A 7891-nucleotide genomic window follows, 5' to 3' on the forward strand; every position below is an offset into this window, starting at 1 on the left:
AACACGCGGGATTTATATCCGAGGCGTTGCCATCTTCGGACGATATGGGACAAACGATCACGGAGCAGATACTCGACGATCATCTCCTTGAGGGTGAGCTGACCCCCGGAGAGGAGATCGGTATCGACATCGACCAGGTACTCACTCAGGACACGACCGGGACGATGGTGTGGCTCCAGTTCGAGGCGCTCGGAATCGACGAGGTCCAGACGGAGCTCGCCGCGCAGTACTGTGACCACCAGACGTATCAGTTCGACTTCAAGAACACCGACGACCACCGCTTCCTTCGCTCGGCGGCCGGCACGTACGGCGCGTACTTCTCCCGGCCCGGCAACGGGATCTGCCACCAGGTTCACAAGGAGAACTTCGCCGCACCCGGCAAGACGCTGCTCGGCTCCGACTCGCACACGCCGACCCCTGGCGGGCTCGGCCAGCTGGCGATCGGCGCGGGCGGGCTCGACATCTCCGTCGCCATGGGCGGCGGCGCGTACTACGTCGAGATGCCCGAGATAGTCAACGTCCAGCTCGAGGGCGAGCTCCCCGCGTGGGCGACCGCGAAGGACATCGCGCTCCACCTGATCGGCGAACTGACCGTCAAGGGCGGCGTCGGCAAGATCTTCGAGTACACCGGCTCCGGCGCGGAGTCGCTGTCGATCCCCGAGCGGACGACGATCACGAACCTCGGCACGGAGCTCGGCGCGACCTCCTCGATCTTCGGCACCGACGAGAAGACCAAAGAGTGGCTCGCCAAACAGGACCGCGAGGAGGAGTTCGTCGACCTGACGCCGGACGACGACGCGGAGTACGCCGAGACGATCACCGTCGATCTCGGCGACCTCGAGCCGCTCATCGCGGCACCGTCGATGCCCGACAACGTCGTCCCCGTCAGCGAGGCTGCGGGCACCCAAGTCGAGCAGGTCATCGTCGGATCCTGTACGAACGGTGCCTACGAGGACGTCCTCCCGGCCGCCAAGATGCTGGAGGGCCGCGAGATCGCGAAGCACACCGAGATGATCGTCGCGCCCGGCTCCAAGCAGGCGTCCGAGATGCTGGCCCGCGAGGGCTGGACCGCGGAGATGATGGCGGCCGGCGTCAACTTCTCCGAGGCGACGTGTGGTGCCTGTATCGGCATCGGCCACGTGCCCGCCTCCGACTCCGTCTCGCTGCGGACGTTCAACCGCAACTTCGAGGGTCGCTCCGGTATCGAGGACGACTCCGTCTACCTCTGCTCGCCCGAGGTCGCCACGGCGGCCGCCATCACCGGCGAAATCGTCGACCCCCGCGACCTCGCGGACGAACTCGGCGACCTGGAGGACCCCGGCCTGGAGATGGGGACGAAATACACCGCGGGGATGGGGCGAGACGACACCGACATCATCAGCCCCGAGGAGGCGATCGACGACGACCTCATCAAGGGCCCGAACATCGGCGACGTGCCGCTGAAGGACGGGATCGATGCCGACATCGGCGGTGAAACGCTCCTCAAGATGGAGGACAACATCACCACCGACCACATCATCCCGGCGACGGCGGACATCCTGAAGTTCCGCTCGAACATCGAGAAGCTCTCCGAGTTCACGCTCTCGCGCGTCGACGACACGTTCGCGCAGCGCTCGCTCGACGCCGACGGCGGCGTCCTCGTGGCCGGCGAGAACTACGGACAGGGATCCTCGCGGGAACACGCCGCACTCTGCCCGATGTACCTCGGTATCGAGGCCGTCTTCGCGCAGAGCTTCGCCCGCATCCACAAGGCGAACCTCTTCAACTTCGGCATCGTCCCGCTGGCGATCGACGCGGAGACCTACGAGCGGATCGACCAGGGCGACGACATCGAGATCGTCGACGACGTGCCTGCCGGCATCCGCTCCGGTCAGGAGGAATTCACCGCGCGCGTGAACGACGACTGGGAGTTCACCGCCACCGTCGACGCCTCCGAGCGCGAACGCGAGATCCTCGCTGCCGGCGGCAAGCTCTCGTGGGTCAAACAGCAGCACTCCGACGACTCCGGCGCTGCGCCCGCGGACGACTAACCTCGGCTTCGTGCGGTTCGGTTTTCGTACTTCTTTTTTCGGTCGCTGAGTACCGTCGCTCGGGAGCGTCGACGGCAGGCTTTTGCGCGCTGCGCCCCTGATACGAACGACTCGCATGTCACAGTCACACACCCGATCGGCACACACGCCCCACGGCGACGTCGAGTACGAGGTCGTCGCGTGTGCCAACTGCGGGGAGGAGGTGATGCCGGACGACGCCGTCCCGGTCGGGATCGGCACGGAGGCGTACTCCTGTGACGGTCTGCCGTTCTGCCGAGCGACCCACGAACGCCCTCGCGAGCGCCGCGTGTTGTGTGACTACTGTGCCGAGGCGACGCTCGATTACGCTCGCGATCCCGACGGCGTGGCCGACCGACTGGCCGAGTTCGCCTCGGAGCGCTCGGCCGTCGGCGTCGGACTCTGGCTGGGTGTCGTCGGCGGTGTCGCGCTGTCGGTCGGGTTGCTCGTCGTCCGACTCCTCGTCGGGATCGTGTGACTCCTCGTCGGGATCGTGTGACTCCTCGTCGGGATCGTGTGATCCGTTTCGCGTCAGAGCGGACGTGCCGTCGCGTTTATCGGTCCGCACCTCGAAGCGCTCCCGTGACTCCAGTCGAGGTGTCGGTCCGGCCGGCCGAGCGCGCTGACCTGCTCGCAGTCCTGCGGATCGAGACGGCGTGCTTCTCGGACCCGTGGCCGTACGACGCCTTCGATCGGTTCCTCGGCGAACCGGGCTTCCTCGTCGCGGATCGCGGCGGCGAGGTCGTCGGCTACGCGGTCGCCGACTCGACGCCGAACTTCGGTCGAGACATTGGCCACCTGAAGGACCTGGCCGTCCGTCCCGACTCGCGCGGACGGGGGATCGGTCGAGCCCTGTTGTGCGCCGCGCTCTCCACGCTCCGTGCGCAGGGGGCGGCGGTCGCCAAACTCGAGGTCCGAGAGCACAACGAGGTCGCACGGTCGCTGTACGCCGACGAGGGGTTCGATCCGATCCGGCGGCTCCCGCGGTACTACCGGGACGGCGAGGACGCGCTGGTCCTGGTCGTCGATCTCGCGGAGTGGACGGTGGGGGGTTGATCTCGCGGAGCGGACGGTCGGTGTCGGTCAGATCGAATCCGCCACCCGCTCGCCGACGTCGAGTCCGTTCGCCAGTGCGGCGTGGATCCGCCCCTCGCCGGCGACCCAGTCGCCGAGGACGTAGAGCCCCGCCGAGCGCGCCGACTCGACCGGCTCCCGGTCGACGCCGCGCTCGGGAAGCGCGTAGCGCCATCCCTGATGGTCGGTCCACGTCGGCTCCGAGAGGCGGTCGTCGCCGACGATCGCCGCGGCGTGATCGGCGAGCGCCGCCACGTTCTCGGCGGGGTCGGCGTCGTACCGGTCGAGTGACCACCCGTGTGACGCCTGCACGACGAGCAGCGACTCCCCGTCGGGAACGTGGCCGGCCTTACACTCCTCGCGCGAGATCCAGCCGACCTCGTGTTCCTTGTCCGCGTTCACGAGCCCGTAGTACGGGACGTCGATCTCGAACGGGTAGCGGAGGACCGCGGTCCAGACGCTCCGGTACGGGACCGCCTCGGCGGCCGCCCGAAGTCGCTCTCGGACCGGCGAGTCCCACGCGGCGCTCGCGAGCAGGGCCGCGGTCTGTGGAGCCGGCGGGTTCACGAGGAGGACGTCGAACGGCCCCCACGTCTCGCCGTCCGAGTCCTCGAGAACCCAGCGCGAGCCGTCCCGGTGGAGCGTCTCGACGCGCGTTCGACGGTGGACGGTCGCGTCCGTCGGCCCGAACAGTCGCTTCGCGAGCGTCGTGAGGCCCTCCCGGTAGCTCCACTTGTGCTCGTCGACGTCGCGACCGGCCGACACCGCCCCCGACGCGTCGAAGGTGTACACCGGCTCGGTGACGTCATCGAGCCCCGCCGCGTCGAGCGTCTCGGTGACGAGCTCGACGACGCGCTCATCGTCGGATTTGAGGTAGTTCGCACCGTAGTCGTACGTCAGATCGCCGTCTCGTCGGGTCGCGGCCCGCCCGCAGACCCCGCCGGACTTCTCGAGGACGGTCACGGTCGCGTCGGGCACCGTGTCGTCGATCACGAACGTCGCCGCCGCGGCCGCCGCTCCGGCACCGACGACGCCTATCTCCGTCATGTCTCTCGTTCGCGTTGGACCCACTTAACCGGGTGGACGACCCGGGTCGATTGTGATAACCCTTAGTGCTCCCGGCGACAACGTCGCGCCATGAGTTCGGTCCCCGAGCGGTCCGCGATCGACGAGGAGTACAAGTGGGAGCTAGCGAGCGTCTTCGAGAGCGACGAGGCGTGGGCGTCGGCGTACGAGGACGTCGCGGGGCGGATCGACGAGCTTCGGGCGTACGAAGGTCGCGTCACGGAGGACGCCGCGACGCTCCTCGCACTCCTCGAACTGCGCGAGTCGGTGTTCCGAGCGCTCGACGAGGTCGGCGTGTACGCACAGCTCCGCAGCGCCGAGGACACCCGGAACGGGGAGTACCAGGCGATGTCGGCGAAGGCGTCGTCGCTCCGGTCCGAGGCGTCGAGTGCGATATCGTATCTCGAGCCCGAACTGCAGTCGCTCACGGCGGAGGCAGTCGCGGCGTTTATCGACGCCGAGCCCGCGCTCGCGGAGTACGAACACTACTTCGACGACGTGTTGCGAACCAAACCCCACACCCGCTCGGCGGAGGTCGAGGAGGTGCTCGCGGAGCTGTCGGAGGTCACGTCCGCACCGAGCGAGATCTACTCGATGCTGACGAACGCCGACCTCACCTACGGCGTCGTCGAGGACCCCGACGGCGAGACGGTTGAGATCACGCAGTCGAACTTCACCAAGCTCCAGACGAACCCGGACCGGGCGTTCCGTCGACGCGTCCACGAGACCTTCTACGACGAGTGGGAGTCCGTGCGGAACACGGTCGGGACGTCGCTCGAAAAGGCGGTTCGCGAGCACGTCGTCAGCGCGGGGATCCGGAACTACGACACGGCCCGCGAGGCCGCGCTCGACGGCGCGAACGTTCCGGTCGAGGTGTACGACACGCTCGTCGACACGGTCGAGGACAACCTCGACGTGCTCCATCGCCACGCCGAGCTGAAACGGCGGGCGCTCGGCGTCGATCGGCTGGAAAGCCACGACCTGTACATGTCGCTGACCGGCGAGCAGGGACCGGACATCGAGTACGATCAGGCCGTCGAATGGATCATCGAGGCGGTCGAACCGCTCGGGGAGGCGTATCAGGAGCGGATGGCGGAGGGGGTACGGAGTCGATGGGTCGACGTGTACGAGAACCGCGGCAAGCGCTCCGGCGCGTTCTCCTCGGGCACGTACGACACCCAACCGTTCATCATGATGAACTATCAGGACGACATCGCGTCGCTGTACACGCTGGCTCACGAACTCGGGCACTCGATGCACTCGGAGCTCGCGGGCGACGCCCAGCCGTGGCACGACGCGAGCTACGACATCTTCATTGCGGAGATCGCCTCCACGGTCAACGAGACGCTCCTCACCCACCACCTACTGAAGACCGTCGAGGACGACGAACTGCGGACGCACGTGCTCGACGAGTACCTCGAACGGTTCCGCTCTACCCTCTTTCGCCAGACGATGTTCGCGTCGTTCGAGCGGACGATCCACGAGCGCGTCGAGGACGACGAGGCGCTCACGCCCGATACGTTCGATTCACTGTACGCGGACCGCAAGGGAGCGTACTACGAGCCGGCCGAACTGACGGGCGGCATCGAACGCGAGTGGGAGCGCATCCCGCACTTCTACTACGACTTCTACGTCTACCAGTACGCGACCGGTATCTCCGCGGCCGCGGCGATCGTCGATCGCGTTCTCGACGAGGGGGAGCCGGCCGCGGCGGACTACCGCGAGATGCTTCGGGCTGGCGGCTCCGACTACCCCCTCGACGTCGTCGAACTGGCAGGTATCGACATGGCGTCGCCGGACCCGATCGAGTCCGCCGTCGGGATCTACGACGACTACCTCGATGCGGTCGCGGGGCTGTTGGAGTTGGCGTAGCCGAGACGGATCGGTCGGCGGACGGTGTCCGTGTGGACGTGTCGTCCGGCCGGACCGAACCGACTATTGTCCGCTCGCCCCGAAGTGGGATCCATGCTCGAAGCAGGGACGGACGCGCCCGCGTTCACGCTGCGGAATCAACACGACGACCCCATCCGTGTTCCAGACCCGGACGCCGACTACACGGTCGTTTACTTCTATCCACGGGCGGATACGCCGGGGTGTACGACGGAGGCCTGTGGGTTTCGCGACGAGTGGGACGCGTTTGCGGACGCCGGCGTGACCGTCGTCGGCGTCAGCGACGACCCCGTCGCCGATCTGACCCCGTTCGCCGAGGAGCACGATCTTCCGTTCGACCTCCTCTCGGATCCCGACGGCGCGGTCGCGAGCGACTACGACTCCTACGGCGAAAAGCGCATGTTCGGGAACGTCTTCGACGGCGTCTTCCGAAACACCTACGTGCTCGATCCGGACGGGACCGTCGTGCTCGCGTACGAGGGCGTCTCGCCCGAGGGACACGCGAGGGCGATCCTCGCCGACCTCGAGGACCGGTCCGCGTCGGACGCGACTTTTTAACTGGACCGCCGAAACATCCCGTATGGACGAACGAGTACGCGAGCACGCCGAGGTGCTCGTCGACTGGAGCGCGCGGGTGGCGGCGGGCGACGACGTCGTCGTGAGCGTCGCGGAGGACGCACACGATCTGGCGGTTGCGGTCGCGGCGGCGCTCGGCGAGCGCGGCGCGAACGTCACGACGCTGTACGACTCCGAGGAGGTCTCTCGAGCCTACCTGAAAGGCAGCGAGTCCCGCGACGGCGACTTCGAGAGCGACCCGGCCGTCGATCTCGCGGTCTTCGAGGCGGCGGACGTCTACCTCCGGCTCGGTGGGGGCCGAAACACCACCGCGACCGCGGACGTGCCAGCCCCGGTTCGGCAGGCGTACGCGACGGCCAGACAGGGGGTCCGGGAGGCTCGAATGGGGACGGACTGGGTGTCGACGGTCCATCCGACCCGCTCGCTCGCCCAGCAGGCGGGAATGGCCTACGAGGAGTACCAGGAGTTCGCGTACGACGCGATCCTCCGCGACTGGGAGACGCTGGCCGAGGAGATGGCCGAGATGAAGCGGATCCTCGACGCGGGCAACGAGGTCCGACTCGTCACCGAGCGCGACGACGCTCCCGACACCGACATTTCGATGTCGATCGCGGGGCGAACCGCGGTCAACTCCGCGGCGTCGGTCGCGTACGACTCCCATAACCTCCCCTCCGGCGAGGTGTTCACCGCTCCGTACGACACCGAGGGCGAGGCGTTCTTCGACGTGCCGATGACGATCGAGGCGACGCGCGTCAGGAACGTCCGCCTCGTCTTCGAGAACGGCGAGGTCGTCGATTTCGCGGCCGAGACCGGTGAGGACGCCCTCGCGAGCGTCCTCGACACCGACCCCGGCGCGCGCCGACTCGGGGAGCTGGGGATCGGGATGAACCGCGGGATCGACCGCTTCACCGACTCGATCCTCTTCGACGAGAAGATGGGCGACACCGTCCACATGGCGGTCGGTCGCGCGTACGACGCCTGCCTGCCCCAGGGCGCGACCGGTAACGACAGTGCGGTCCACGTCGACCTGATCACGGACGTGAGCCGGAACTCCCGGTTGGAGGTCGACGGTGAGGTCGTCCAGCGGGACGGCCGTTTCCGGTGGGAGGACGGATTCGCTTGACATCCTCCCCGCCCTGAAGGGCGAGGATTCCCACGTTGGGATATTGTGGTTTACGACGTTACGTGTTCTTGCGGTGCGAACGCACCAGTTCCCGTGTCAAACAGGAACGTCGATG

The 7891-nt window shown here is 67.5% G+C and carries 7 protein-coding genes; 6 read left to right on the plus strand and 1 reads right to left on the minus strand.

The annotated features are described in order from the left end of the window. Window positions 1-44: 44 nt before the first annotated feature. The 3 genes from ACNSN7_RS01685 to rimI all read left to right on the plus strand — a co-directional run bounded on the left by ACNSN7_RS01685 (window position 45) and on the right by rimI (window position 3104). Window positions 45-2030, plus strand: a complete 1986-nt coding sequence (locus tag ACNSN7_RS01685; protein WP_418280173.1) for an aconitate hydratase — start codon at window positions 45-47, stop codon at window positions 2028-2030. Between the two features lie 115 nt (window positions 2031-2145). Next, on the plus strand, window positions 2146-2526 hold the full coding sequence (locus ACNSN7_RS01690; RefSeq protein ID WP_418280174.1) for a hypothetical protein: 381 nt from the start codon (window positions 2146-2148) through the stop codon (window positions 2524-2526). A 104-nt stretch (window positions 2527-2630) separates the two neighbouring features. Beyond that, window positions 2631-3104 carry a ribosomal protein S18-alanine N-acetyltransferase gene (rimI, locus tag ACNSN7_RS01695; protein ID WP_418280175.1) on the plus strand — a complete coding sequence of 158 codons (474 nt, stop codon included), beginning with the start codon at window positions 2631-2633 and terminating at the stop codon, window positions 3102-3104. 27 nt (window positions 3105-3131) lie between these two features. On the opposite strand, the gene ACNSN7_RS01700 is transcribed toward rimI, so the two are convergent. Beyond that, window positions 3132-4169: an NAD(P)/FAD-dependent oxidoreductase gene (locus tag ACNSN7_RS01700; protein ID WP_418280176.1), complete on the minus strand. Its 1038-nt coding sequence runs from the start codon at window positions 4167-4169 to the stop codon at window positions 3132-3134. Window positions 4170-4259: 90 nt separating this feature from the next. On the opposite strand from ACNSN7_RS01700, the gene pepF reads away from it, so the two are divergent. The 3 genes from pepF (at window position 4260) to ACNSN7_RS01715 (ending at window position 7776) form a co-directional block, all read left to right on the plus strand. Continuing rightward, window positions 4260-6059, plus strand: coding sequence for an oligoendopeptidase F (pepF, locus tag ACNSN7_RS01705; RefSeq protein ID WP_418280177.1), 1800 nt, complete (start codon window positions 4260-4262; stop codon window positions 6057-6059). 93 nt (window positions 6060-6152) lie between these two features. Continuing rightward, window positions 6153-6635, plus strand: coding sequence for a peroxiredoxin (locus tag ACNSN7_RS01710; RefSeq protein WP_418280180.1), 483 nt, complete (start codon window positions 6153-6155; stop codon window positions 6633-6635). Between the two features lie 22 nt (window positions 6636-6657). Continuing rightward, complete coding sequence (locus tag ACNSN7_RS01715; RefSeq protein WP_418280181.1) at window positions 6658-7776, plus strand: aminopeptidase; 1119 nt, start codon at window positions 6658-6660, stop codon at window positions 7774-7776. The last annotated feature ends 115 nt before the right edge of the window (window positions 7777-7891 follow it).

The sequence above is a fragment of the Halorubrum rarum genome (genome assembly GCF_048380895.1).
Lineage (GTDB): Archaea > Halobacteriota > Halobacteria > Halobacteriales > Haloferacaceae > Halorubrum.

Coding starts and splice junctions, on each gene's coding strand:
- ACNSN7_RS01690 (WP_418280174.1), top strand. CDS start 2,146: ATGTCACAGTCACACACCCGATCGGCACACACGCCCCACGGCGACGTC.
- ACNSN7_RS01685 (WP_418280173.1), top strand. CDS start 45: ATGGGACAAACGATCACGGAGCAGATACTCGACGATCATCTCCTTGAG.
- ACNSN7_RS01710 (WP_418280180.1), top strand. CDS start 6,153: ATGCTCGAAGCAGGGACGGACGCGCCCGCGTTCACGCTGCGGAATCAA.
- ACNSN7_RS01715 (WP_418280181.1), top strand. CDS start 6,658: ATGGACGAACGAGTACGCGAGCACGCCGAGGTGCTCGTCGACTGGAGC.
- ACNSN7_RS01700 (WP_418280176.1), bottom strand. CDS start 4,169: ATGACGGAGATAGGCGTCGTCGGTGCCGGAGCGGCGGCCGCGGCGGCG.
- pepF (WP_418280177.1), top strand. CDS start 4,260: ATGAGTTCGGTCCCCGAGCGGTCCGCGATCGACGAGGAGTACAAGTGG.